Origin of the sequence: Pseudomonas sp. NFPP02, from assembly GCF_900119355.1 — a bacterium.
GTDB lineage: Bacteria > Pseudomonadota > Gammaproteobacteria > Pseudomonadales > Pseudomonadaceae > Aquipseudomonas > Aquipseudomonas paracarnis.
This window is the reverse complement of record NZ_FPJI01000009.1, coordinates 67,501-90,389: the sequence shown is the minus strand read 5'-3', so window position 1 is coordinate 90,389 and position 22,889 is coordinate 67,501. Positions and strand designations below refer to the sequence as shown.

The 22,889-nt window shown below is 61.5% G+C and carries 21 protein-coding genes; 11 read left to right on the top strand and 10 right to left on the bottom strand.

Annotated elements, in window-relative coordinates; all coding sequences use genetic code 11:
* Positions 1-157: 157 nt before the first annotated feature.
* Both lptG and lptF read right to left on the bottom strand, forming a co-directional pair.
* A complete protein-coding gene (gene lptG / locus BT204_RS16960; RefSeq protein WP_003188851.1) occupies positions 158-1,237 on the bottom strand; it encodes an LPS export ABC transporter permease LptG in 1,080 nt (359 codons plus the stop codon).
* A complete protein-coding gene (lptF, locus tag BT204_RS16955) occupies positions 1,230-2,348 on the bottom strand; it encodes an LPS export ABC transporter permease LptF (protein ID WP_034128657.1) in 1,119 nt (372 codons plus the stop codon). Before lptF ends, lptG begins: the two co-directional genes overlap by 8 nt.
* A gap of 284 nt (positions 2,349-2,632) precedes the next feature.
* Here lptF and BT204_RS16950 point away from each other — a divergent pair, with 284 nt between their 5' ends.
* The 5 genes from BT204_RS16950 (at position 2,633) to rlmF (ending at position 9,427) form a co-directional block, all read left to right on the top strand.
* Positions 2,633-4,123, top strand: a complete 1,491-nt coding sequence (locus BT204_RS16950; protein WP_072447568.1) for a leucyl aminopeptidase — start codon at positions 2,633-2,635, stop codon at positions 4,121-4,123.
* 178 nt (positions 4,124-4,301) lie between these two features.
* Positions 4,302-4,730: a DNA polymerase III subunit chi gene (locus tag BT204_RS16945; protein WP_034128659.1), complete on the top strand. Its 429-nt coding sequence runs from the start codon at positions 4,302-4,304 to the stop codon at positions 4,728-4,730.
* Between the two features lie 7 nt (positions 4,731-4,737).
* Positions 4,738-5,112: a DNA polymerase III subunit chi gene (locus tag BT204_RS16940; RefSeq protein WP_072447566.1), complete on the top strand. Its 375-nt coding sequence runs from the start codon at positions 4,738-4,740 to the stop codon at positions 5,110-5,112.
* Between the two features lie 212 nt (positions 5,113-5,324).
* The gene (locus BT204_RS16935; protein WP_054897749.1) at positions 5,325-8,171 is read left to right on the top strand and encodes a valine--tRNA ligase; all 2,847 of its coding nucleotides are present in this window, start codon (positions 5,325-5,327) and stop codon (positions 8,169-8,171) included.
* Positions 8,172-8,410: 239 nt separating this feature from the next.
* Entirely contained in the window at positions 8,411-9,427 is a 1,017-nt protein-coding gene (gene rlmF, locus BT204_RS16930) for a 23S rRNA (adenine(1618)-N(6))-methyltransferase RlmF (RefSeq protein ID WP_034128662.1), read from the top strand.
* Between the two features lie 182 nt (positions 9,428-9,609).
* Here the strand turns inward: rlmF and BT204_RS16925 are convergent, their stop codons facing one another.
* Complete coding sequence (locus tag BT204_RS16925) at positions 9,610-9,891, bottom strand: HU family DNA-binding protein (protein ID WP_003188840.1); 282 nt, start codon at positions 9,889-9,891, stop codon at positions 9,610-9,612.
* Positions 9,892-10,287: 396 nt separating this feature from the next.
* Between BT204_RS16925 and yejK the strand changes: the two genes are divergently transcribed.
* Positions 10,288-11,292, top strand: a complete 1,005-nt coding sequence (gene yejK / locus BT204_RS16920; protein WP_065885922.1) for a nucleoid-associated protein YejK — start codon at positions 10,288-10,290, stop codon at positions 11,290-11,292.
* Positions 11,292-11,642, top strand: coding sequence for a glutaredoxin family protein (locus BT204_RS16915; RefSeq protein ID WP_072447564.1), 351 nt, complete (start codon positions 11,292-11,294; stop codon positions 11,640-11,642). Before yejK ends, BT204_RS16915 begins: the two co-directional genes overlap by 1 nt.
* 230 nt (positions 11,643-11,872) lie before the next feature.
* Here the strand turns inward: BT204_RS16915 and BT204_RS16910 are convergent, their stop codons facing one another.
* From BT204_RS16910 to BT204_RS16890, 5 genes are read right to left on the bottom strand one after another with little or no spacing between them, the layout of a single operon-like run.
* On the bottom strand, positions 11,873-12,850 hold the full coding sequence (locus BT204_RS16910; protein ID WP_072447561.1) for a FecR family protein: 978 nt from the start codon (positions 12,848-12,850) through the stop codon (positions 11,873-11,875).
* Positions 12,847-13,425 carry an RNA polymerase sigma factor gene (locus tag BT204_RS16905; protein ID WP_054897746.1) on the bottom strand — a complete coding sequence of 193 codons (579 nt, stop codon included), beginning with the start codon at positions 13,423-13,425 and terminating at the stop codon, positions 12,847-12,849. Before BT204_RS16905 ends, BT204_RS16910 begins: the two co-directional genes overlap by 4 nt.
* Before the next feature lie 7 nt (positions 13,426-13,432).
* Positions 13,433-13,759: a DUF3325 domain-containing protein gene (locus BT204_RS16900; RefSeq protein WP_034128665.1), complete on the bottom strand. Its 327-nt coding sequence runs from the start codon at positions 13,757-13,759 to the stop codon at positions 13,433-13,435.
* Positions 13,759-15,333 (bottom strand): PepSY-associated TM helix domain-containing protein, encoded by a 1,575-nt coding sequence (locus BT204_RS16895; protein ID WP_072447559.1) that lies wholly within the window; start codon positions 15,331-15,333, stop codon positions 13,759-13,761. The genes BT204_RS16900 and BT204_RS16895 overlap by 1 nt, the downstream gene beginning before the upstream one ends.
* Positions 15,330-15,632 carry a DUF3649 domain-containing protein gene (locus BT204_RS16890; RefSeq protein ID WP_014717062.1) on the bottom strand — a complete coding sequence of 101 codons (303 nt, stop codon included), beginning with the start codon at positions 15,630-15,632 and terminating at the stop codon, positions 15,330-15,332. The genes BT204_RS16895 and BT204_RS16890 overlap by 4 nt, the downstream gene beginning before the upstream one ends.
* Before the next feature lie 171 nt (positions 15,633-15,803).
* Between BT204_RS16890 and BT204_RS16885 the strand changes: the two genes are divergently transcribed.
* The 3 genes from BT204_RS16885 (at position 15,804) to fecA (ending at position 19,788) form a co-directional block, all read left to right on the top strand.
* Positions 15,804-16,292, top strand: coding sequence for a sigma-70 family RNA polymerase sigma factor (locus tag BT204_RS16885; RefSeq protein WP_014717061.1), 489 nt, complete (start codon positions 15,804-15,806; stop codon positions 16,290-16,292).
* Positions 16,289-17,230, top strand: coding sequence for a FecR domain-containing protein (locus BT204_RS16880; RefSeq protein ID WP_034128667.1), 942 nt, complete (start codon positions 16,289-16,291; stop codon positions 17,228-17,230). Before BT204_RS16885 ends, BT204_RS16880 begins: the two co-directional genes overlap by 4 nt.
* A gap of 221 nt (positions 17,231-17,451) precedes the next feature.
* The gene (gene fecA, locus BT204_RS16875) at positions 17,452-19,788 is read left to right on the top strand and encodes a TonB-dependent Fe(3+) dicitrate receptor FecA (protein WP_072447557.1); all 2,337 of its coding nucleotides are present in this window, start codon (positions 17,452-17,454) and stop codon (positions 19,786-19,788) included.
* Between the two features lie 132 nt (positions 19,789-19,920).
* Here fecA and BT204_RS16870 read toward each other — a convergent pair whose 3' ends face one another.
* Positions 19,921-20,793, bottom strand: coding sequence for a LysR family transcriptional regulator (locus BT204_RS16870; RefSeq protein ID WP_057976123.1), 873 nt, complete (start codon positions 20,791-20,793; stop codon positions 19,921-19,923).
* 104 nt (positions 20,794-20,897) lie between these two features.
* Here BT204_RS16870 and BT204_RS16865 point away from each other — a divergent pair, with 104 nt between their 5' ends.
* The gene (locus BT204_RS16865; RefSeq protein WP_057976125.1) at positions 20,898-22,409 is read left to right on the top strand and encodes an MFS transporter; all 1,512 of its coding nucleotides are present in this window, start codon (positions 20,898-20,900) and stop codon (positions 22,407-22,409) included.
* Positions 22,410-22,462: 53 nt separating this feature from the next.
* On the opposite strand, the gene BT204_RS16860 is transcribed toward BT204_RS16865, so the two are convergent.
* Positions 22,463-22,873 (bottom strand): HPF/RaiA family ribosome-associated protein, encoded by a 411-nt coding sequence (locus tag BT204_RS16860; RefSeq protein WP_003188815.1) that lies wholly within the window; start codon positions 22,871-22,873, stop codon positions 22,463-22,465.
* Positions 22,874-22,889: the final 16 nt, after the last annotated feature.

Here is a 22,889-nt window from a genome sequence, read left to right as displayed (position 1 = left end):
AAAAAAGCCCCACTTTAATGGGGCTTAAAACTGTAGGAGCGAGCTCGCTCGCGAAAATCGCCAACGATAACGCGCTTATTCTGGATAAACGCTGCGTTTCGCAGACTTTCGCGAGCAAGCTCGCTCCTACAGTGAGTGGCATTTAGCGAGCGCGGCTTCAACCCGCCCGGCGCAGCAGCCAGAACCCGGCCACGGCACAAATAGCTGTTGGCACCAGCACCGCAAACAGCGGCGAGAAGCCGAATACCAGGCTCGACGGCCCAAGCAAGTCCTGGGCGATGCGGAAGGTGAAGCCCACCAGCACGCCGGTAAATACCCGTTGGCCCAGGGTCACGGAGCGCAATGGCCCGAAAATGAAGGAGATCGCCATCAACACCAAGGCGGCGGTAACCACCGGCTGCAAGACTTTCACCCAGAACGCCAGCCAGTAGCGGCCATTGTTCAAACCCTGCTCCTTGAGGTAGTGGATATAGCTCCACAAACCGGAGATCGGCAGGGCTTCCGGCACCATGACCACGGTATTGAGCAATTCCGGCTTGAGGGCGATATCCCACTGTTCGGTCGGCACGTTGACCACTTCGGTGCTGGACTGAGTGCCCTGGCCCACGTTACGGAAGTGCGTGGTGGTGACGTCGCTCAGTTGCCATTGCTCGCCACTGTACTGCGCGCGCTTGGCGAAGCTGGACGACAACATGTGCCGTTCTTTGTCGAAGGTGTAGCGGGTCACCCCGATCAACAGGCCACCCGGTTGCACGGCGTTGATGTGGATGAACTCGTCACCCTGGCGGTGCCACAGGCCGTGCTTGGCGCTTTGCGCATCGCCCGAACCCTGGGCCAGGGCGCGATTGGCCTGGGCGGTGGCTTCGGCCGGTGGCGCGACGTATTCACCGATCAGCACACTGCAGGCCATCAGCAGCAGCATCGGCTTCATCACCGCCCAGACGATACGGCCGATGGAAACCCCGGCGGCGCGCATGATGGTCAGCTCGCTGTTGCTGGCCAGGGTGCCCAGGCCGATCAGGCAGCCAATCAGCGCGGCCATTGGCATCATGTCGTAGAGGCGGCGCGGCGCGGTCAGTGCGACGTAGCTCAGCACGTCCGTGACTGTGTAAGTGTCAGTAACGTTGCCCACTTCATCAATGAAGGCGAACAGCAAGGCCAGGCCAAGGATGATGCCCAGTACCGCCAGGATGGCGATCAGTACGCTAATGCCGATGTAGCGATCAAGCTTAGCCACGGGCCAACTCCTTCAGGCCACGACGGCTCTTCATTTTCAAACGGATAGGTTCCCAGTAGAGCAGCCCCAGGCCGATCATCAGGAAAACCCCGTGCACCCACCACAGGCCCAGGGCCGGCGGCAACTTGCCCTTCTCCAGGGAACCACGGGCAGAAATCAGGATGGTGAGGTAGGCCATGTACAACAGGATCGCCGGCAGCAACTTGAGGAAACGCCCTTGGCGCGGGTTGACGCGCGACAGCGGCACGGCCATCAGGGTCACGATAAACACCAGCAGCGGCAGGGACAGGCGCCATTGCAACTCGGCGATGGAGCGCAACTCCGGGCTGCCGAACAGCGATGAGGTGGGCAGTGCGTCGCGGTCGGTGACCTCGTCACTGATCTCGGCCTTGGGCAGCATGACGCCATAGGTGTCGTACTTGATCGCTCGATAATCCGCCAGGCCAGGGCTGCCGTCGTAGCGGTAGCCGTTTTCCAGGATCAGGTAGCGATTGCCATCGGGGCGGATTTCCTGGCGACCGCTGTCGGCCACCAGGATCGAAATACCCCGATCCTTCTGGTTCTGACCGAGGTTCTTCTGGGAGATGAACACGCCGCCAAGGTTGGAGCGGTCGTCGGTCATGGTTTCGGTGTAGGTCACTCGCGAACCGTCGCTGAGCGACTGGAAGCGACCGGGCTCGAGGGTGTCGAACTCAGTCATCGCATCCTGCTTGTTCAGCAGCAGCTGGAATTGCATGGCCCCCTGGGGCGCCAGGCTCATGCTCAACCAGGCCACCACCAGGGCAACACCGGCGGCAGGCACCATGGTCATGGCCAGCAGGCGCTGCTGGCTCATGCCGGTGGCCGACAGCACGGTCATCTCGCTTTCCAAGTACAGCCGGCCATAGGCCAGCAATATGCCGAGAAACAGGCCAAGCGGCAGGATCAACTGGAGCATGCCGGGCATCCGGTAGCCCATGATCAGGAACAGTGAGCCCGGATCCAGGGCGCCAGCGGCGGCTTGGGCCAGGAACTTGACGAAACGACCACTCATGATGATGACCAGCAACACCGCACTCACGGCACTCAGGGTCAACAGGACTTCGCGGGACAGATAACGGAAGACAATCAAACCAGACACTCCAGGGTTGTCAGGCTAAGGCGGCCAAACAAGCAAGCATACCGAGTCGACCCGCTTACCACGGGCCGGCTAAAAAGATGGCGCATTATCCTGTGATTGACCTCGCCTGTCACGGAGCTTACTCATGCGCACGCACAAAGCGTGCGCCAAGGGTTGTCAGGCTCCGTTGGCGAGGTTCAAACTGCGGCCTTTGTCGCTGGCGGTTTACAACGCTGCCGAGCTTTAAAGCCGGAGTACAAGCTCCCGGCTCACAGACCTTGATAAGGGACCCGAAAATGGAATTGGTTGTAAAAAGCGTTAGCCCCGAAACGTTGAAAACCGCCACCCTCGTGGTCGCTGTCGGCGAAGGCCGCACACTCGGCGTCGCCGCCAAGCAACTGGACGAACTGAGCGGCGGCGCTATCAGCGCAGTGCTCAAGCGCGGCGACCTGGCCGGCAAGGTCGGCCAGAGCCTGCTGCTGCAGAGCCTGCCCAACCTTAAAGCCGAGCGCGTTTTGCTGGTGGGCGTGGGCAAGGATGCCGAACTGGGCGACCGTCCGTTTCGCAAGATCGTCAGCGGCATCCTCACCACCCTCAAGGGCCTGGGCGGCAGCGATGCGGTGCTGGCGCTCGATGAAATCGTGGTCAAGGGCCGCGACAGCTACGGCAAGACCCGCCTGCTGGCCGAGTCGCTGGTGGACGGCGGCTATATTTTCGACCAGTTCAAGAGCCAGAAAACCGAACCGCGCGCCCTGAAGAAAATCACCCTGCTGACCATCAAGGCCGCCCAGGCTGAAGTCCAGCGCGCCGTCACCCACGCCCAGGCCATCGCCAACGGCATGTCGTTCACTCGCGACCTGGGCAACCTGCCGCCGAACATCTGCCACCCGACATTCCTGGGCGAACAGGCCAAGGCATTGGGCAAAGAGTTCAAGGGCCTGAAGGTTGAAGTGCTGGACGAGAAGAAGATCAAGGACCTGGGCATGGGCTCGTTCTATGCCGTGGGCCAGGGCAGCGACCAGCCGCCACGCCTGATCGTGATGCAATACAACGGCGGCAAGAAGTCCGAGAAGCCTTACGCCCTGGTAGGTAAAGGCATTACCTTCGATACCGGCGGTATCAGCCTCAAGCCCGGTGCCGGCATGGACGAGATGAAGTACGACATGGGCGGCGCCGCCAGCGTGTTCGGCACCCTGCGTGCCGTGCTGGAACTCAAGCTGCCGATCAACCTGGTGTGCATTTTGGCCTGTGCCGAGAACATGCCGAGCGGCGGCGCGGCTCGCCCAGGCGATATCGTCACCACCATGAGCGGCCAGACTGTGGAGATCCTCAACACCGACGCCGAAGGCCGCCTGGTGCTGTGCGATGCCCTGACCTACGCCGAGCGCTTCAAGCCCCAGGCCGTGATCGACATCGCGACCCTGACCGGCGCGTGCATCGTTGCCTTGGGTTCCCACACTTCGGGCCTGCTGGGCAATAACGACGAACTGATCGAGCAACTGCTCAGCGCCGGCAAGGCCGCCGACGACCGCGCCTGGCAACTGCCGCTGTTCGATGAGTACCAGGAACAGCTCGATAGCCCGTTCGCCGACATCGCCAACATCGGTGGCCCGAAAGCCGGCACCATCACCGCAGCCTGCTTCCTGTCGCGATTTGCCAAGAACTTCAACTGGGCTCACCTGGACATCGCCGGCACGGCCTGGACCAGCGGCGGCAAGGACAAGGGCGCCACTGGCCGTCCGGTACCCCTGCTGACCCAATACCTGCTGGATCGCGCCAAAGCTTAAGCGGCCCCTGCGCCTCTCTGTAGGAGCGAGCTTGCTGTGGCGAGGGAGCTTGCTCCCGTTGACTGCGTAGCAGTCCCCGGCTTTTTAGGGGCACTGCGCACCACAGCGCAAGCAAGCTTGCTCGCCACAGCAAGCTCGCTCCTACAGAGGGGCAACCAGGCCAGCCCCAGGATTTCCAATGCCCCAAGTCGACTTCTATATATTGCCCAGCGCCGATCCCCTAGCGCGCCTGGACTTTGCCTGCAAACTCACCGAAAAAGCCTGGCGCATGGGCCATCGCATCTACCTGCACTGCAGCGATGCCGCCCAACGTGAAGAACTTGATGCCCGTCTGTGGCGATTCAAGGGCGAAAGCTTCGTGCCCCACGGCCCCGCCGAATCCGAACCTGAAAGCCTGGTAGTCCTGGGCTTGGGGGACAATTGCGGCGATCACCATGACTTGCTGGTCAACCTCGACCTGAAAGTACCGGCCTTTGCCCAAGCGTTCGCCCGTGTGGCGGAAGTGGTGGTGGAAGACCCGGCTATTCGTCAGGCTGCGCGGGAGAGTTTCCGTTTCTACCGTGAACAGGGCTATCCTCTGCAAGATCACCGGCTACAACGACTTTGAGTACATGATGGACACTCCCAACACGCTGAAAAAAGACGACCACCTGCTGGATGACCTGGAGTCGATCCGTCAGTTGCTGGGTGATGACAACCTGCAACCGCCGCTGCTGACCGAGACGGTCGAGGGTGAGGTACAGATTCCGCTGTTGTTCGACATGGTCGGCGGCAAGCCTGCCGCGCCGGCACCTGCGATTGCAGAACCCGCTCCAGCCGCCGAAAAAGCCCCCGACGCCCTGCTGCTGCACCTGGACAACGAACTGCGCGCCGCTGCGCAATTGATCATGCAGGATGTGATCGATGACTTTGCGCCGCATATCGAGGCCGAGATCAAGCGTCGGATGGATGCGCGGATGGAGCGGTTGCTCAGCCAATACCAGTCTTAAACCTTGCATAGACCCCTGTGGGAGCTGGCTTGCCTGCGAAGGCGGTTTCTCAGTCAAAACCTTTGGTGACTGAGAAACCGCCTTCGCAGGCAAGCCAGCTCCCACATTGGTTTTGCATCGACCTTTAAACGGTCTTCAACTCGCCCTCCACGCCTTGCCCCGTTATACTTGCCGGCTTTCCTGAATAAATGCCAACTAGGGTCCCGCCGCGCATGGATAAGACCTACCAGCCCCACGCTATCGAAACTTCCTGGTACAACACCTGGGAGTCCGAGAACTATTTCGCCCCACAAGGTGCGGGCGACTCGTACACCATCATGATTCCGCCACCGAACGTCACTGGCAGCCTGCACATGGGCCATGGCTTCAACAATGCGATCATGGATGCGTTGATCCGCTTCCGCCGCATGCAGGGTCGCGACACCCTGTGGCAACCGGGCACCGACCACGCCGGTATCGCCACCCAGATGCTGGTGGAGCGCCAACTGGAAGCCACCGGCCAGAACCGTCACGACCTGGGTCGCGAGAAATTCCTGGAGAAAGTCTGGGAATGGAAAGACCAGTCCGGCGGCAATATCAGCCGTCAGATCCGTCGCCTGGGTTCGTCCGTAGACTGGAGCCGCGAGCGCTTCACCATGGACGACGGCCTGTCCGAAGCCGTTAAGGAAGCCTTCGTGCGCTTGCATGAAGACGGCCTGATCTACCGCGGCAAGCGCCTGGTCAACTGGGACACCAAGTTGCACACGGCCATTTCCGACCTTGAAGTGGAAAACCACGACGAGAAAGGCTTCCTGTGGAACCTCAAGTACCCGCTGGCCGACGGCGCCAAGACCGCTGAAGGCAATGATTACCTGATCGTCGCCACCACCCGACCGGAAACCATGCTCGGCGATGCCGCCGTCGCCGTTAACCCGAACGACGAGCGCTACCAGGCGCTGATCGGCAAATTCGTCGAACTGCCACTGGTTGGCCGCCGTATCCCGATCATCGCGGATGACTACTGCGACCCTGAGTTCGGCACCGGCTGCGTGAAAATCACCCCGGCCCACGATTTCAACGACTACGAAGTCGGCAAGCGCCACAACCTGCCGTTGCTGAACATCTTCGACAAGAATGCCGCCGTATTGCCGGCCTGCCAGGTGTTCAACCTGGACGGCACGCTCAACGACAGCATTGACGGCAAGATCCCGGCCGAATACGCAGGCCTGGACCGTTTTGAAGCGCGCAAACAGATCGTTGCCGCCTTCGACGCTGCCGGTTTGCTGGTCAGCGTTGACGACCACGGCCTGAAAGTGCCGAAGGGCGACCGCTCCGGCACCGTGATCGAGCCGTGGCTGACCGACCAGTGGTACGTGTCCACCAAGCCGCTGGCAGAACCTGCGATTGCCGCCGTGGAAGATGGCCGCATCCAGTTCGTGCCTAAACAGTACGAAAACATGTACTTCTCGTGGATGCGCGACATCCAGGACTGGTGCATCAGCCGTCAGCTGTGGTGGGGCCACCGTATTCCGGCCTGGTACGACGAGTCGGGCAAGGTCTATGTAGGCCGCGACGAAGCCGAAGTGCGTGCCAAGCACAACCTCGGCGCGGACATCGCGCTGCAACAGGACAACGACGTACTGGACACCTGGTTCAGTTCGGGCCTGTGGACCTTCTCTACCCTGGGCTGGCCGCAGCAGACCGAGTTCCTGAAGAAATTCCACTCAACCGACGTGCTGGTCACCGGCTTCGACATCATTTTCTTCTGGGTTGCCCGGATGATCATGCTCACCATGCACCTGGTGAAGAACGAAGACGGCACCCCGCAGGTACCGTTCAAGACCGTGTACGTACACGGCCTGGTACGCGACGGCCAGGGCCAGAAGATGTCCAAGTCCAAGGGCAACGTCCTGGACCCGCTGGACATCATCGACGGCATCGACCTGGAAACCCTGGTGCAGAAACGCACCTCGGGCCTGATGCAGCCGAAACTGGCGAAAAAGATCGAGAAGCAGACCCGCGACGAATTCGCCGACGGCATCGCCAGCTACGGCACCGACGCCCTGCGCTTCACCTTCTGCTCGCTGGCCTCCACCGGTCGCGACATCAAGTTCGACATGGGCCGCGTCGAAGGCTATCGCAACTTCTGCAACAAGATCTGGAACGCGGCGCGCTACGTGCTGGACAAAGGCGAAGACTGCGGCCAGAACGGCGAAGCCTATGAGCTGAGCCTGGCGGATCGCTGGATCATCTCGCAGTTGCAGCGCACCGAAGCCGAAGTGACCCGCCAGCTCGACCAGTTCCGTTTCGACCTGGCCGCACAGGCCCTGTACGAGTTCATCTGGAACCAGTATTGCGACTGGTACCTGGAACTGTCCAAGCCGGTACTGTGGGACGAAAACGCGCCGGTCGAACGCCAGCGCGGCACCCGTCGCACCCTGGTGCGTGTGCTGGAAGTGGCGTTGCGCCTGGCGCACCCGTTCATGCCGTTCATCACCGAAGAAATCTGGCAGCGCCTGGCGCCGCTGGCCGGTATCGAAGGCAAGACCATCATGCTGCAACCTTGGCCGGTGGCCAACGAAGCGCGCATCGATGAGGCCGCCGAAAGCGATATCGAATGGCTCAAGACTCTGATGCTCGGCACACGTAACATCCGCGCCGAGATGAACATCGGTCCGGGCAAGCCGCTGGCCGTGTTCGTCAAGAACGCCAGTGCCGAAGACCAGCGTCGCCTCAGCGAGAACGATGCGCTGCTCAAGAAGCTGGCCAAGCTGGAGTCGATCACCGTATTGGCTGCCGATGCCGAAGCACCGTTGTCTGCCACCGCGTTGGTGGGTGATATGGAAGTGCTGGTGCCGATGGCCGGCCTGATCGACAAGGGCGCGGAACTGGCCCGCCTCGACAAGGAAATTGCGCGTCTGCAAGGCGAAGTGCAGCGAGTGGGCGGCAAGCTGTCCAACGCGGCGTTCGTCGACAAAGCGCCAGCTGAAGTGATCGAGAAAGAACGCGCCAAGTTGGCCGAGGCTGAACAGGCCTTGGGCAAGCTGGCGGAGCAACACGCGCGGATTTCCAGCCTGTAAGGGGAAACCGTGTAGAGAAAGAGGCCTTCGGGCCTCTTTTTTTTGTCCAGGAAAACCACACCATTTCCCAATCAAAACCCTATCCCTGTGGGAGCTGGCTTGCCTGCGATACTGACGACTCGGTGTATCAGGCAGACCGAGGTGATGCTATCGCAGGCAAGCCAGCTCCCACATTTGACCGAGTTGTGTTCAGGAATGTGTGACAATGCCCACCACATTGAGCCAACACCAGAATCATCATGACCGCCCCCACTACGCCCAAACCACCGCGCAAGAAGCCTAAAACCGCCGCCACGGCCAAACCCGTCGCGCCGCGCAAAGAGGCCACCCTGCACCCGCGCAACCGCCACACGGGCCGTTACGACTTCCCGGCACTGATCAAGACCACGCCGGAACTGGCGCAGTTCGTGATCATCAACCCCTACGGCAAAGAGAGCATCGACTTCGCCAGCCCGGATGCGGTGCGGGTGTTCAACCGGGCACTGTTGAAGTCTTTCTACGGCATCCAGCATTGGGACATCCCTGCCGACTACCTGTGCCCACCGGTGCCGGGGCGTGCCGACTACGTGCACTTTCTCGCCGACCTGCTGGCCAGCGTCAACGACGGCAAGATCCCGCGGGGCTCGATCGTCAAGGTGCTGGACATCGGTATGGGCGCCAACTGCGTGTACCCGCTGATTGGCTATATGGAATACCGCTGGAACTTCCTGGGCTCGGAGGTCGACCCGATCGCTGTGTCCGCCGCCAAGGCCATCGTGCAGTCCAACGACCTGAGCAAGGTCATCCAGCTGCGCCAGCAACCCAACCCCAAGCAGATCCTGTTGGGCCTGCTGGAACCGGGTGAGCGCTTTGACCTTACGATGTGCAACCCGCCGTTCCATGCATCCATGGACGAAGCCACCAAAGGCAGCGAGCGTAAATGGCGCGCCTTGGGCAAGGCCGACCCGAAACGCAAGTTGCCGGTGCTTAACTTCGGTGGTCAATCGGCCGAACTGTGGTGTGAAGGTGGAGAAGCGCGGTTTGTGACGCAGCTGATCGCCGAGAGCGCGCATTTTGCGCATAAAGTGCTGTGGTTCAGCACCCTGGTGTCCAAAGCGTCCAACTTGCCGGCGATCGAAACCGCGCTGAAAAAAGCCGGTGTGCTGGAAAGCCAGGTGGTGGAGATGTCCCAGGGGCAGAAGCAGAGCCGCTTTGTGGCCTGGACATTCCAGACCAAGAACGAGCAGCAGATCTGGCGCCAGCGCTGGGTTCGATAAGAATCATTGTGGCGAGGGAGCTTGCTCCCGCTGGGCAGCGCAGCGGCCCCAAAATCCTGGGAGCGCTGCGCACTCCAGCGGGAGCAAGCTCCCTCGCCACAATAACCGCGCTCTACAATAAAATCGCAGGCAATAAAAAACCGTGCCCGGATCACTCCGAAGCACGGTTTTTTTGCTGCGTCTTACTTGTTAACAGCGTCGGTCAGGCCTTTAGCCACAACCAGCTTGATAACTTTCTTGGCAGCGATTTCGATGGCAGCGCCAGTCGAAGGGTTACGGCCAGTACGGGCAGGACGCTCGGTCACTTTCAGTTTGCCAACGCCTGGCAGAGTGATTTCGCCGCCATTTTCCAGCTGATCAGCAACAACTTGGCTCAGTTGGTCCAGCAGAGCGCGCACGGTAGTTTTCGGTGCGTCTACTGCTTCAGCCAGGTCAGCGATCAGTTGGTCTTTAGTAATAGCCATTGTGGTGTTCCTTCCCTATCAAATTCATATGGATTGCAGAGTGCAGTGTCAGCCGTCGAGCCCGACCGTCATGGCCTGGCATCCCCGGCCATAACCACGGAGATCGGGGTTATAGATGCTTGAAACGGGGATTGGTTCGACCTGACAAATGCTGAATGCACGCTTAACGCCGAGACTTGGCGTAAGACGGGGCAAAACTAGCACAGAGACGGGGAAATATCCGCCTCAACATACCCATTTGGTCAGCTTTATCGCTCTAAACCGTGAAAAAAAGGCATATGGCCAGTGGGAGGGCGTGCAAAATGCCGTTCGGGGCACGTCTTGACCAATGGGTGCGGTACACTGGGCGACTTTTCGGGGAGGCCAACCGCTCCCCTTCAACCAGCCGAGAAGCCTATGCCGATCCGTCATTGCATCGTCCACCTGATCGACAAAAAACCCGACGGCACACCCGCAGTTCTTCACGCCCGCGACTCGGAGCTGTCCGAGTCCGCCGCCATCGAGAACATGCTTGCCGACCTCAACGAGAGCTACAACGCCAAACAAGGCAAGGCCTGGGGTTTCTTCCATGCCGAGTCCGGCGCGCACCCGTTCAGCGGTTGGTTGAAGGAATACTTTGACGGTGGCCAGGACTTCACCACCTTCAGCCGCACGGCGGTAGAGCACCTGCAAAAGCTGATGGAGGAATCCAACCTCTCCACCGGCGGCCATGTGCTGTTTGCCCATTACCAGCAAGGCATGACCGACTACCTGGCTATCGCCCTGCTGCACCACAGCGAAGGCGTGGCAGTGACCGACGAGCTGGATGTGACGCCCTCGCGCCATCTGGACCTGGGCCAACTGCACCTGGCGGCGCGTATCAACGTCTCCGAGTGGCAGAACAACAAGCAGTCCAAGCAGTACATCTCCTTCATCAAAGGCAAGAACGGCAAGAAGGTCTCGGAGTACTTCCGCGACTTTATCGGCTGCCAGGAAGGCGTGGATGGCCCGGGCGAAACCCGCACCCTGCTCAAGGCGTTCAGCGATTTCGTTGAAAGCGAAGACCTGCCCGACGAGTCCGCCCGCGAGAAAACCAAGACCCTGGTGGACTACGCCAGCAGCCAGGCCAAGCTCGGCGAACCCATGGGCCTGGAAGAGCTCTCCGGGCTGATCGATGAGGAGCGGCCAAAAGCCTTCTACGACCATATCCGCAACAAGGATTACGGCCTGTCGCCGGAGATTCCGGCCGACAAACGCACCCTCAACCAGTTCCGGCGTTTCACCGGGCGCGCCGAGGGCCTGTCCATCAGCTTTGAAGCGCACCTGCTGGGCGACAAGATCGAGTACGACGAAGCCGCCGGCACCTTGATCATCAAGGGCCTGCCGACCCAACTGACCGACCAGCTCAAGCGCCGTAACTGATGCTGGGCGGGGTGCTCAAGAAAGTCCTGCTGGTGTTGCTGGTGGTGGTTGCGATCCAGAACTGGGGCAAGGTGGAGCGGCTGTTCAACCCGTCCCAGGTTGCGCCCGAGCACGTACGCTCCTCTGCGCGGGTGGTGCTCTATGCCACCGAGTGGTGTGGGTACTGCAAGCAGATCCGGCGTTTTCTGGACCAGAAGGGTATCCCGTACCAAGCCGTCGATATCGAGAAGGATGCCGAGGCGCGCAAGGCGTATGAGGCACTGGGCGGTGGCGGGATTCCGTTTGTGGATGTAAACGGCACCTTGATTCGCGACTACGACCCCGAAGCAATCATGGCCGCCCTGAAGTAACACCCAATCAAATGTAGGAGCTGGCTTGCCTGCGATGGCGGTGTAACAGGTTCAATACCTGTGACTGACACACCGCTATCGCAGGCAAGCCAGCTCCCACACAAGTCTGCTCTGCGCATCGAGCTCTGGGGTGTGATTTAAAATTGGCCTCCAGCGACACCATCGCCGAGCGTGTCGAGCTGAGGTATTTCTTGCCTGACAGATTCAGCAGCGAAAACCCCAACGCAGCCCTAGCGCAGCACAATCATGCGGCCCAACAGGCTGTGCTGTTCAAAACCCAGCACCGCTTGCAAGGCGTTCAAGACCGCTACAGGGTCCTGGCTCGGAAAGCTGCCGCTGACGCGTTTGGCGGCCATGTCCTCGTTAAGCAGAAGAATTCGACCGGGGTAATAACGCCTCAGGTCCTCGACCACATCGGCCAGGGGGGCCTTGTAGTAGTTGAGCCAACCCTCGCGCCAGGCCAGGCGTGAGGCGCTGTCGACCCCATGCAAAGGGTCGGCAATACCATCGGCGTAGGCCACTTGCTGGCCTGCTGTCAGCACCTGTTGCTGGCCCTGTTTGGAGGGCGTCACGCCCACACGGCCGGACAGCACAGTGACCTCGGCGCCGCCAGGTTGCAGGCGCACTTCAAACTGCGTGCCCATTACCCGCGTTTCACCGCCGCTCGCCTCCACCACGAAGGGTTGGCCGGTGTGGGTCACGCTGAAAAAACCTGCACCACGGCGCAATTGGATGTGCCGTTCGCCCTGGCTGAAATCCACGGCGATGGCGCTGTCGGCGTCGAGGGTGACCTTGGATTGATCGGCCAGGGTGAAGGTCTTCACCTCCCCCGGCGCCGTCACATAATCGGCGCCCCACTCATCGACCCAGCGTGACGGCTGCCAACCGACGCCCATCGACACCATCAGCAGCAGGCAGGCGGCGACGGCCAAGGCACCAGACCAACGCGCTACCCGGGAGCGTTTGGAGGCGTTGATCGTGTTGAGGTAGCCCTGCAACGCGAGCGCGTCCTCGTCGGCCAGCTGGCGCGCCGGTACTTCGCTTAATTCCCAGAGCACCTGGGCTTGGGAGTATGCCTCGACGTGTGCGGGATCTGCGCGTAACCAGCGGCTGAACGTGGCCTGGTCGCCGCTGCTGGGCTGGTCATGCAGCAGGCACAACCAATCGAGCGCGGCCTGTTCCTGGGCGGGCGTGGGCGTGACGTTCACGGGGCGTTCCCTGGCGTGCGTGGAGGCGATGGTTCGCGAAGGCTGGCCTTGCAGGCTTCGAGGGCGCGCATCATATGTTTTTCCACGGCGCTTTGGGACAGGCCCATGGCCTTGGCAATTTCGGTGTACTTGCGCCCGTGGATGCGGTTAAGCAGGAAAATCTGGCGGGTGCGCTCGGGCAAGCTGCGCAAGGCGGCTTCCACATGACGCAGATCATTGCCCGCCTCCAGCGCTGCCTGGGGTTCGCAGCCTTGGTGGTCGGATTGTTCCGGTAGCCAGCCTTCGCTGCTGCGCGCCCGTGCGCTTTCGCTGCGCAGGTGGTCGATGGCGATGTTGCCGGCGCAGCGCAGCAGGTAGGTGCTCAGCTCTTCGACCTGCACCAGCGGGCGACGCCAGAAGCGCAGGAACAGATCCTGCACCAGGTCGGCTGCCGTGGCGCGGCAACCCACACGGCGGCTGACCAACGCCTCCATTTGCGAGCGCTGGGACAAAAACACCTGCAGGAAATGCGCGCGTCCACCCGCTGCATCCGGGTGCGGAGTGTCCTGAGAAGATTGCGGTGGTTGGGTCCTCATGGCCGGCTCAAGAGAGGGCGAACGCCGCAACAGGGCTGGCCAGAAGAGCGAGCCCCGCGAGGATCAAGGCCAGCCTCGGCCGATACGGCAACAGCAACACCAGTAGCAAGGCGCTGAGCATCAACACCGCGCACCACTCCACCAGGCCCTGACTCCAACCGGCGCCCAGCACCGATGGCCAGATCGACACGCCCAGCAGCAACCAACCGCCCACCCGCAACCCCAAGCGCCGAATGGGCGTGGGTTTGCTGTGCAGCAGTTCGCCGTGGTGACGGTCGGTGGACAAGCACAGTGCCATGAACCCGGCGTAGCACATCAATAGCGCCAGAAGCATCAGTTGGCCTGCTGCTTGAGTGTTAACCCGCGGGCACGCTCGGCCTTGGGTAGCGGCGCGCTGCGGTGGTGCATCGTCCAGGCTGCCCAGGCGAGGAACACGCCACTCGCCAGGCAGGTGAGGTCGAAGCCGGCCATGGCCCAGTCGCCACTTGGCACGGAGACGCCCAAGTGGTGCGAGGTGGTGATGGCGTTAAGCAATGGAATGGCGGCAAACAATAGCGCGCCGAGGCTCAGTTGCTCGACCCAGCCCTGGCGACCGCGCCGCAGCAAGGCGTGCAACAGGCTCAGGCCCCAGGCGATAAAGAACGCCTGCACTTCCCAGTCCGAACGCTCGGTGAAGCTCACCGGCAACAGGCGGTTGGTCCAGAAAAACGCTGCAATGGCGATCATCAATCCGGGCATGCTGGCGATATTCAGTACCTCCACCAAACGCAGTTCAAAGGGCATCACCGAGGCCTTGGCGTGTTTGAGCTGGCGTTTGCCCAGCCAGATCACCAAGCCTGTACCGATCATCGCCGTGCCCGCCAGGCCGCAGATAAAGTACAGCCAGCGCAGCACCGGGCCGGCGAAATGGCCCATGTGCAAACCGTAGAAACTGCCACCAACGACCGCTGGCAACGATGGCTCGGCACTGGCCCGCAACAGCTCGCCAGTGGTGCCGCTAAACGACAACGTACTGCCCGACGCATGCACTACGCTGTCGGAGCCGGCGCGGAACACATTGACCGAGGCGTTGACATCGCCGGGGTTGTTGACCGCCACACGGCCCACATGCCCGCCCGCCCACTGTTCCCGCGCCTGCTGGTACATCGGCATCAACGGCAGCAGTTTGCCCGGCTGGCCGAGGGCCGGCGCATTGTCAGTAGCGGGGAACAGCTCACTGAAAAACGCCCGGCTGTCGTCACCGTAGGACGCCACGATGGGCGCGGGCATGACCATGCTCATGAAAATCACCAGGCTGCTGTAGGTGATCATCAGGTGAAACGGCAGCACCAGCACACCCACCGCGTTATGCCCGTCCAGCCAGGAGCGCTGGCCTTTGCGCGGGCGGAAGGTGAAGAAGTCCTTGAAGATTTTCTTGTGGGTGATGATGCCCGTGATCAGCGCGACGAACATCACCATGGCAGCGATGGTCGACAGCCAGCGGCCCCACGGGTAAGGCATTTGCAGTTGGAAGTGGAAGCGATAGAAGAACTCACCGCCCTTGCTTTCCCGGGCCTGCACCGGTTGGCCGGTGACGGGGTCGAGGACTTTCTGGATGAAAGTGCCGCGCTTGCCGGGCTCGACCTTGTCTTGCCACATCACCGACAAGCCGGGGTCGCGGCGGTTCGGCAAGGTAATGAACCAGCGTGCGGCGGTAGGCGCCTGCTGTTGCAGATAGTTTTGCGCGACGGCGAGGCTGCGCTCATCGTCCAGGGGATGGGCCTGCACTTCGGGCTGCATCCAGTGGGTTATTTCATCTTTGAAATAGGCCAGGGTGCCGGTCAGGAAAATCGCGAACAGCAGCCAGCCGAAGATCAAGCCTGCCCAGGTGTGCAGCCAGGCCATGGCCTGGCGAAAGCCCTCTTTCATGTGCGAGCCATCCAAAAACCGATGCCGGCCAGGGTGGCCAAGAGTGCGCTCGGCACCATCACCCCTGCCCAGGCGCGCCATGCCGTGCGGCAGGCAAAACACCAGAGCACCGCCAGCAGGTAGAACACAAAGGAACTCATCATGCCGGTGACCACCGCATCGGCACGGGAGGTGGGCAGCCAGAGCGCCAGGCAGATGGCGGCCAGGGAGGCCATCAGATATCCGCCAATCACCGCCGCCAGCACGCGCGAGGTGACGGCGAGGCGGTAGGAAACGGGCAATGAGGTTTTGCTTTTCATGCGGCAGGCGCCTGGTTCATCAGCGCGCAATATTAATGATAAATATTCTCATAAGCAAAAGAGAACGGATGAATCACCTGCCTTGGCCGATTGCCGAACCTTGTCATGCGCCCTACAATGCGAACAATTCTTGTTCTCTAAAGCATGTCGAATGCTTGTGGAGTGATCGCGTTGCAGCCGTCCAACCCCGTCGAAGTGTTGTACAACGACCATCACCACTGGCTCACCGGCTGGTTGCGACGCAAGCTCGGCTGCCCGGAAAACGCCGCCGACCTGGCTCAGGACACCTTTATCCGCGTGCTCAGTGCCCGGGAAGCGCCAACGCTGATCGAGCCGCGCGCCTTCCTCACCACCGTGGCCAAGCGTGTGCTGTTCAACTTCTACCGCCGCCAGGACCTGGAGCGCGCCTACCTCGAGGCCTTGGCGCAGATGCCCGAACACGTGGCGCCGTCGGAAGAAGACCGCGCAATCATCCTGCAGACCCTGCTGGAACTGGACCAACTGCTCGACGGCTTGCCCAAGCAGGTCAAACGCGCCTTCCTGCTGGCCCAACTCGACGGCCTGACCTACGCGCAAATCGGCGCGCAACTGGGCATCTCCATCGCCACGGTCAAACGCCACCTGACCAAAGCGGCCATGCGCTGCTACTTCGCCCTATGAATGTCTCCAGCCAAGTCGCCGAACAAGCCGTGCACTGGTTGCTGGAAATGCAGCAAGGCGCGCTCAACCCACGCCAGCAGGCGGCCTGGCAGCAATGGTTGAATGCCCACAGCGAACACCAACGCGCGTGGGAGCAGATCCAGCGCGTCAACCAACGCCTGCGCGGCGTGCCCTCGCCCCTGGCCCACGCAGCGTTGAACGCGCCCACCTCCAGCAGCCGACGTCAGGCGCTTAAATTGCTGTTGATTCTGGGTGCCGGTTCGGCCGCCGCCTGGAGTCTGCGCCAGCAACATATCTTGCCGCCGTTGACGGCTGACTATCGCAGCCCGGTGGGCCAGCGCCGCACAGTACAACTGGCCGACGGCAGCCAGTTGCAGCTCAACACCGGCAGCGCGGTGGATGTGCATTTCGACGGCCAACAGCGCCTGGTGCGCCTGCTTGAAGGTGAAATCCTGCTCACCGCCCGTGCAGGCCAGGCGCCGTTGCACGTGCTGACCGGCCAGGGTCTGCTCAGCAGCCAGGCAGCGCGCTTGACTGTACGCCAGTTCAACGACCACACCCAACTGGCGGTACTGGCCGGCCAGGTCGAGGTGATGCCCAACCGCTACAACGGCCTGCCGCTGAGCGTCGACGCCGCGCACCAAGTCAATTTCACCCGCAAAGGCTGGGACACCCCGCGCCCCACCGACGCCAACAGCGGCGCCTGGGCCGACGGCATGCTGGTGGCCGCACACATGCGCCTGGAAGACTTCCTCAATGAATTGGGACGCTACCGTCGCGGCCAGCTCCATTGCGATCCACAAGTCGCCAACCTGCTGCTGTCCGGCAGTTACCCACTGGATGACAGCGAACGCATCCTCGACCTGCTGGAGATCAGCCTGCCGGTGAAAGTGCGGCGCTTTACCCGTTATTGGGTGACCGTGCAGGCACGTGCGTGATGCATAGCGCTTTTTGTAGGAGCGAGCTTGCTCGCGAAAAACCTCAACCCACCGCGTTAAACCAGACAACCCGCGTGATCGTTGACGACCTTCGCGAGCAAGCTCGCTCCTACAGTGGGCGGTGAGCTCGAAATATTTTTTGCAGCTGTGAGCCGTTTTCCGCACCTGGCGTGACAGAGAAGGAAAGCCACCTTGATCCTTCCTTCTCAGGACCGCCCTTCATGCCCCAGCACCCGACGCTTCTCGCCCGTACACTGCGCCAACTCCTGCTCGGTGCCAGTCTCAGCCTGACCACACTGCCGGCGGTGATGGCAGCCGACGCCAAGGCGTACCATATCGCCCCGACCACCCTGGAAGCGGCCCTGAATCAATTCGGTCGTGACGCCGGCGTACTGGTGTCCTTCGGCTCCGCCGTGACGGCAGGGATGCAAAGTCCTGGGTTATCGGGCAGCTACAGCACTGCCGAGGGCCTGCAAAAACTACTGGAGGGCACCGGCCTGCAAGCCCGCGCCGAGGGGGATAACGCCTACAGCCTGCAACCGGCCGGCGCCCCCGCCACACTGGAGTTGCAGACCTCCAACGTGGTCGGCGACTGGCTCGGTGACGCGGCGCAAACCAACGTGTTCGAACACCCCGGCGCCCGAGATGTGATCCGCCGTGAAGAATTCGAACGCCAGGGCGCCACCCAGGCCCGCGATGTGCTCAACCGCATCCCTGGCGTCAACGCCCCGGACAACAACGGCACCGGTAGCCACGACATGGCGCTGAACTTCGGCATTCGCGGGCTCAACCCGCGCCTGGCGTCGCGCTCCACCGTGCTGATGGATGGCATCCCGGTGCCCTTCGCGCCTTACGGCCAGCCGCAACTCTCCTTCGCGCCGATCAGCATGGGCAATATGGACGCGGTGGATGTAGTACGTGGCGGCGGTGCGGTGCGCTATGGCCCGCAAAACGTCGGTGGCATCGTCAACTTCGTCACCCGTGCCATCCCGGATGCGCCGACGGTCAAGGGTGGTTTGCAGACCGAGACCAGCCCCTCCTCCAGCCACGACGGCTTCAAGACCACCGGCAACTTGCTGGCTGGCGGCACCGCCGACAATGGGTTGGGTGGCGCGCTGCTGTACTCCGGCACCCGCGGCGGCGACTGGCGCGAAAACAGCAACACGCGCATCGACGACCTGATCCTCAAGGGCAAATACCAGTTGGACGACGCCAATAGCTTCAACGCCATGGCGCAGTACTACGAAGGCCAGGCCGACATGCCGGGCGGTTTGAACGTCAAGGACTACAAGGCTGATCCGTACCAGTCCACCCGCCCGTATGACAAGTTCTGGGGCCGCCGCACGATGTTCAACGTCGGCTACCGCTACGAACAGGACCGCCGCGAATTCACGGTCAACAGTTTCTTCACCAAGACCCTGCGCAGCGGTTACCTCGACCAGGGCAGTTTCTTGTCGCTGTCGCCACGGGAATATTGGGTACGTGGCCTGGAAACGCGCTTCGCCCAGGGCTTCGACCTCGGCCCCACCAGCCACGAAGTGGGTGTTGGCTACCGCTACATCAATGAAGCCGGCCACGAACTGCGCTACCGCACGCCGATTGCCGCCAACCAGCAAATCCCCACCACCAACAGCCGCAACGACCGCGACACGCGCGGCGGCACCGAAGCCAATGCGTTCTTCATCGACGACCGCATCGACATCGGCAAGTGGACCATCACCCCAGGCATTCGCTACGAGATGATCGAGTCCCAGCAGACTAACAACCTGAGCAACGTCAAATACAAGGGCGACTACAACACCGCACTGCCAGCGCTGAACGTGCTCTATCACCTCACCGATGACTGGAACCTCTACGCCAACACCGAAGGCTCGTTCGGCAGCGTGCAGTACAGCCAGATGCCCAACCGTGTGAACAGTGGCGAAGTGAAACCGGAAAAAGCCCGCACCTGGGAACTCGGCACGCGCTACGACAACGGCAGCTTGCGCGCAGAAATCGGCGCATTCCTGATCAACTTCGACAACCAGTACGACAGCAACCAGACCAACGACACCGTGATCGCCCGCGGTGAAACTCGCCACCAAGGCATCGAGTCGAGCATCAACTACGCCCTCGACGGCCTGAGCCCCGCACTGGCCGGCTTCGATGTGTACGCCACCTACGCCTATGTGGATGCGACCATCCGCGAAGACGGCCCCAACAAAGGCAACCGCGTGCCCTTCTCCTCCAAGCACAAAGGCACCCTCGGCGTGGGTTACACCGAAGGCCCTTGGAAGCTGAATGTGGACAGCAGCTACCAGAGCAGCCAGTTCGCCGACAACGCCAACACCCAGGCCGAAAGCGCCGACGGTGCCAATGGGCGCATCCCCGGCTACATGCTGTTCAGCAGCCGCGCAGCCTATGACTTCGGCCCGCAGTTGTCGGACTTGAATGTGGCGGTGGGGGTGAAGAACATCTTCAACAAGCAGTACTACACCCGCTCGTTCGATGACAACAACAAGGGCAAGTACGTGGGTGAGCCGCGTACGGTGTATGTACAAACCTCTATCGCGTTCTAACTGTATTTTGTAGGAGCGAGCTTGCTCGCGAAAAACTCACAGGCGCCGCGTTCATTCAGCAAACACGCGTTATCGTTGACGTTTTTTTCGAGCAAGCTCGCTCCTACAGATGGTTTTCAGTATGTTCAGGATCTAACTGCCCGCCAGGCAACTCGGGGTGGCCGCCACCAACGCGTCAATGGCACACCGCGTCTTGGCCGGCATATGCGCCGCCGTCGGCCAGATCACATGGATCGGCGCAGGTTGCTCACGGTAGCTGGGCAGCACGGCCTGCAACTGCCCGCGCAGCGCATAGTGGGCAATCAACCAACTCGGCAACCAGGCCAGGCCTACGCCCGCGATGGCGGCATCGGCTACCGCCTGGAGGTCGTCCACGATCAAGGGCGAAGCCAGGCGCGAGCGCTGCGCGGTGTTGCTGCGGTAGGCAATGCCACGATGAGCGGCCAGGTCTTCGATACTGCCAATAGCACCCTTGCGCTGCAAATACGCCGGCGACGCTGCCAGCCCCATGACCTGCTGACCCAGGCGCCGTGCGCTCAGGCGGTCGGTGTCGGGCAACGGGCCGATGCGCACGGCCATATCGAAGCCCTCCTGCACCAAGTCGATCATGCGGTCGGAAAAACAAAGGTCGATTTCCAGTTCCGGATAACGATCCAGCAAGGCCCACAACGCTGGCGCGGCATAGTGATGCCCAAACGCCAGGGGCACGCTCACTCTCAAACGCCCCCGAGGTTGCTGGCGGCCGCTTTCCAACACGGACTCGGCGGCCTCCAGCTCTGCCAATGCGCGCAGGCAATGCTCGTAGTACGCCTGCCCGTCCTCGGTCAACCGCTGGCGCCGGGTGGAACGCTGTAACAGGCAAGCGCCCAGGCGTGCTTCCAGGCGCGCCAGGCCCTTGCCCACCGCAGAACGCGTGAGGTTCAGGCGTTCGGCGGCTTCGGTGAGGTTGCCGCTTTCAACAATCTGCAGAAAGAGTTCGACACCATCAAAACGTGGGGTAGCCATGCTTAATTGTCGCCCTCTATTCCCTTGTTCAAGGAAAAATTATCGCTAATAAAGAACCTGATTCCCGAGAGAATAGCCCCTCCCGCTTTCGAAAGGAATGTCGTATGCCCCGCGCCGCCGCACTCTCGGCCCTCACTCCCCCGCGCACCGCCAGGAACGGCCTGGCCCTCACCGCCGTCTGCCTGGTGGCCCTGATGTTCGGCCTGGAAATCTCCAGCGTGCCGGTCATCCTGCCGACGCTGGAACAGGAACTGGGCACGGGCTTTCAAGACGCCCAATGGATCATGAATGCCTACACCCTGGCCTGCACCAGCGTGCTGATGGCGGCGGGGACCTTGGCGGATCGCTTCGGTCGTCGGCGTGTGCTGGTGGTGTGTCTGTGGGTATTCGCCCTGGCCTCGCTGGCCTGTGGCTTGGCCAACGATGCGCCGACACTGATCGCGGCGCGTTTCGTCCAGGGCATTGGCGCCGGGGCCATGATGATTTGCCAATTTGCGATCTTGTCCCATCAGTTCCGCGAACCGGCGGCGCGTGCGCGGGCCTTTGCGATATGGGGCGTGATCGCTGGCGTGGGCCTGGGTTTCGGACCGATGGTGGGAGCCTTGATCCTGGCCGTGGCGGACTGGCGCTGGGTGTTCCTGGTGCATGTACCGCTGACCCTGTTCACCTTGGCGTTGTTGCACATCAGCGTGCAGGAATCCCGCGACCCGGCCAACCATCGCCTCGACATCGCCGGCATGCTGACCATGACACTCACGGTGTTTGCGCTGGTTTATTTCATCACCCAGGGCAGCGAAATCGGCTTTGGCGCCCCGGCGATGCTCGGCTGGGCCGGCCTGGCGGTCTTCGGGCTGCTGCTGTTTATCTTGCTTGAGCGGCGCAGCGCCCATCCGATGTTCGACTTCTCGGTGTTCCGCATCCAACGCTTCAATGGCGCGTTGATGGGCTCGATCGGCATGAACTTCAGTTTCTGGCCGTTCATGATTTACCTGCCGTTGTACTTCCAGGCGGGCCTGGGTTACGACACGCTGACCACCGGCGCCGCCTTGCTCGCCTACACCTTGCCGACTTTGCTGGTACCGCCGCTGGCCGAACGCCTGGCCCTACGCTTTGGCGCCGAACGCATCATTCCCCTGGGCCTGGGGGTAATGGGCGCAGGGTTCATGGGAATGGCCGCCGTTAATTACGCCGAACAACCCAGCACGGCGCTGGTGCTGCTCAGTTGCGTGATCGCCGGTATCGGACTGGCGTTGACCAATTCGCCGACCACCAACACCACCACCGGCTCCGTCTCGAATGACCGCGCAGGCATGGCCTCGGGCATCGACTTCAGCGCACGGCTGATCACCCTGGCGCTCAATATCGCGCTGATGGGCCTTGTGTTGTTGTTAGGGATCAGCCACAACCTGGCCCATGTGCTGCCTGACAGCACGGCAATGGAGTGGGCAAGCCTCAGCCAGCATATTGCCGCCGGCAAGTTGGATGCGCCGGGGCTGACCATTCTGGATGCGCAAACAGCACTGCGCAGCGGCGCCGGCTGGGCCATGCTGTTTGCGGGGTTGGGCGCCTGCGGGCTGGCGCTGCTGAGCCGGCATTTCTTCCGGCGCGAGCGCTGAACGAAAAACGGGCCTGCATGTGCAGGCCCGTTTTCATTGGGGGAGTGGAAAAATCAGCCGTTAATGGCAGCGTTTTCGTTTTCCAGGAATTCCTCTTCCAAAGCGTCTTCGTTCACTTTGTTGATTGGCTGGTTTTTACCGGCAGCGCGCGGCTTGCCTTGCAGTTTGCCAAACAGATGTTCCAGTGCGTGGTCGAGCTTGACTGCGGCGCCATCGATCGCTTGCTCCAGCGTATCGGCTTTATGGCACACGGAAACTGGTTGATGGCCCTTTGGCCGTGCTTCCAGGCGGCAACTCAAATCGTGAGGGCCGGGCTTGTCGCCGTTCTCGTCTCGCAGGTAGACCTCTACACGGGTCAGGTCTTCTTCGTAGCGTTCGAGCGTGCTCTCAATGGTAGTACGTACCCACTCCTCCAGTCGGATGCTGCTTTCAATATGGTTATCGCTATTGACTTGGATTTGCATAGTTCTTCCCTTATTT

Coding starts and splice junctions, on each gene's coding strand:
- rlmF (WP_034128662.1), top strand. CDS start 8,411: ATGACCGCCCCCACTACGCCCAAACCACCGCGCAAGAAGCCTAAAACC.
- BT204_RS16880 (WP_034128667.1), top strand. CDS start 16,289: ATGAATGTCTCCAGCCAAGTCGCCGAACAAGCCGTGCACTGGTTGCTG.
- BT204_RS16925 (WP_003188840.1), bottom strand. CDS start 9,891: ATGGCTATTACTAAAGACCAACTGATCGCTGACCTGGCTGAAGCAGTA.
- BT204_RS16915 (WP_072447564.1), top strand. CDS start 11,292: ATGCTGGGCGGGGTGCTCAAGAAAGTCCTGCTGGTGTTGCTGGTGGTG.
- BT204_RS16860 (WP_003188815.1), bottom strand. CDS start 22,873: ATGCAAATCCAAGTCAATAGCGATAACCATATTGAAAGCAGCATCCGA.
- BT204_RS16905 (WP_054897746.1), bottom strand. CDS start 13,425: ATGAGGACCCAACCACCGCAATCTTCTCAGGACACTCCGCACCCGGAT.
- BT204_RS16890 (WP_014717062.1), bottom strand. CDS start 15,632: ATGAAAAGCAAAACCTCATTGCCCGTTTCCTACCGCCTCGCCGTCACC.
- BT204_RS16870 (WP_057976123.1), bottom strand. CDS start 20,793: ATGGCTACCCCACGTTTTGATGGTGTCGAACTCTTTCTGCAGATTGTT.
- fecA (WP_072447557.1), top strand. CDS start 17,452: ATGCCCCAGCACCCGACGCTTCTCGCCCGTACACTGCGCCAACTCCTG.
- BT204_RS16940 (WP_072447566.1), top strand. CDS start 4,738: ATGGACACTCCCAACACGCTGAAAAAAGACGACCACCTGCTGGATGAC.
- BT204_RS16945 (WP_034128659.1), top strand. CDS start 4,302: ATGCCCCAAGTCGACTTCTATATATTGCCCAGCGCCGATCCCCTAGCG.
- BT204_RS16935 (WP_054897749.1), top strand. CDS start 5,325: ATGGATAAGACCTACCAGCCCCACGCTATCGAAACTTCCTGGTACAAC.
- BT204_RS16950 (WP_072447568.1), top strand. CDS start 2,633: ATGGAATTGGTTGTAAAAAGCGTTAGCCCCGAAACGTTGAAAACCGCC.
- BT204_RS16865 (WP_057976125.1), top strand. CDS start 20,898: ATGCCCCGCGCCGCCGCACTCTCGGCCCTCACTCCCCCGCGCACCGCC.
- BT204_RS16900 (WP_034128665.1), bottom strand. CDS start 13,759: ATGCTTCTGGCGCTATTGATGTGCTACGCCGGGTTCATGGCACTGTGC.
- BT204_RS16895 (WP_072447559.1), bottom strand. CDS start 15,333: ATGAAAGAGGGCTTTCGCCAGGCCATGGCCTGGCTGCACACCTGGGCA.
- yejK (WP_065885922.1), top strand. CDS start 10,288: ATGCCGATCCGTCATTGCATCGTCCACCTGATCGACAAAAAACCCGAC.